This window comes from Glycomyces sp. NPDC049804, from assembly GCF_040674615.1.
Lineage (GTDB): Bacteria > Actinomycetota > Actinomycetes > Mycobacteriales > Micromonosporaceae > Glycomyces > Glycomyces niveus.
In genome coordinates, this window is the sequence record NZ_JBFAMQ010000045.1 from 1 (window position 1) to 1,146 (window position 1,146).

Annotated in this window: 1 protein-coding gene; it reads right to left on the bottom strand. The window is 66.7% G+C overall.

Features of this window, described 5'->3' with window-relative positions; genetic code table 11:
* Positions 1 to 101: 101 nt before the first annotated feature.
* On the bottom strand, positions 102 to 971 hold the full coding sequence (locus tag AB0K52_RS25625) for an IS5 family transposase (protein ID WP_363537370.1): 870 nt from the start codon (positions 969 to 971) through the stop codon (positions 102 to 104).
* Between the last annotated feature and the right edge of the window lie 175 nt (positions 972 to 1,146).

The window sequence follows — 1,146 nt, forward strand, 5'->3', positions numbered from 1 at the left end:
GGGTCTGCGGGAGTACAGGAACGCGGGGCGCGAACGCCACAGGGGCGAGGTCCAGGGCTCTTTCGTGGACTGCACGGCACGGGCTCCGATCTAGGCCGCGTTTAAGAATGCGGGGTGCGGTCGAGCAGGATCGCGACCTGGATGGTGGCCTCGTAGCGGATGGCGAGCTTCTCGAATCTGGTCGAGACGGCTCGGTAGCGCTTGAGGCGGCCGATGGTCCGCTCGACGGTGTTGCGCTCTTTGTAGGCTTCGCGGTCGAACGCGGGGGGCCGCCCACCCGAGCGGCCTTTGGCGATCCGGTTCCGGCGCTGGTCCTTCTTCTCGGGGATCACCGCTTGGATGCGGCGGCGGCGCAGGTAGGCGTGGTTGGCGCGACTCGCATAGGCCTTGTCGGCCAGGACCTTGCGGGGTCGGGTCTTCGGGCGGCCGGGTCCGAGCCGGGGCACGCTGATCGCATCGAGTACCGCAGCGAACTGCGGCGAATCGCCCCGCTGCCCGGCAGTGAGCTTGAGGCTCATGACGGTCTGGTCGGCGTCGGCGGCGAGGTGGATCTTCGTGGTCCAGCCTCCGCGCGAGCGGCCGAGCGCGTGGTCGGCCGACTCACCGGGCACGGGTGCCTTGCGGGCTCCGGCCGCGGCCTGGTGGGCGCGGACGGTCGTGGAATCGACGCTGACCGTCCAGGTCAAGCGGCCCTGGCCGTCGAGCAGGGCCAAGATCATCTTGACCATCAACGCCCACACGCCCGTCTGCTGCCAGGTGCGAAACAGCCAGTAAACGGTCTGCCAAGGGCCGTAGGAGTCGGGGACGTCCCGCCAGGGCGAGCCGACGCGGACCCTCCAGGCGACGCCGTTGAACAGGACTCGCCGCGACCTGCAGATTCGTCTGCCTCGAGGCTTCGGTGCGGGCACCCATCGGCGCAGCCGTGCCCATTGCCCGTCGGTCAGGTCCCCGCGTCCGGATAGACTTGCCAAGGAAGCCTCCTGTTATTCGGATCTTGTTGCGACACAACAGATTCAACAGGAGGCTTCCTCATTCTCAAACACGGCCTAGGCTTGATTTTTAACCTTTGGCGCTGGTCAGGCGGCCCCGCTTGAACACGGGCGAAGCCCTTGCTTGATGATTCTTGTTGCGACACAAAGAATCTCA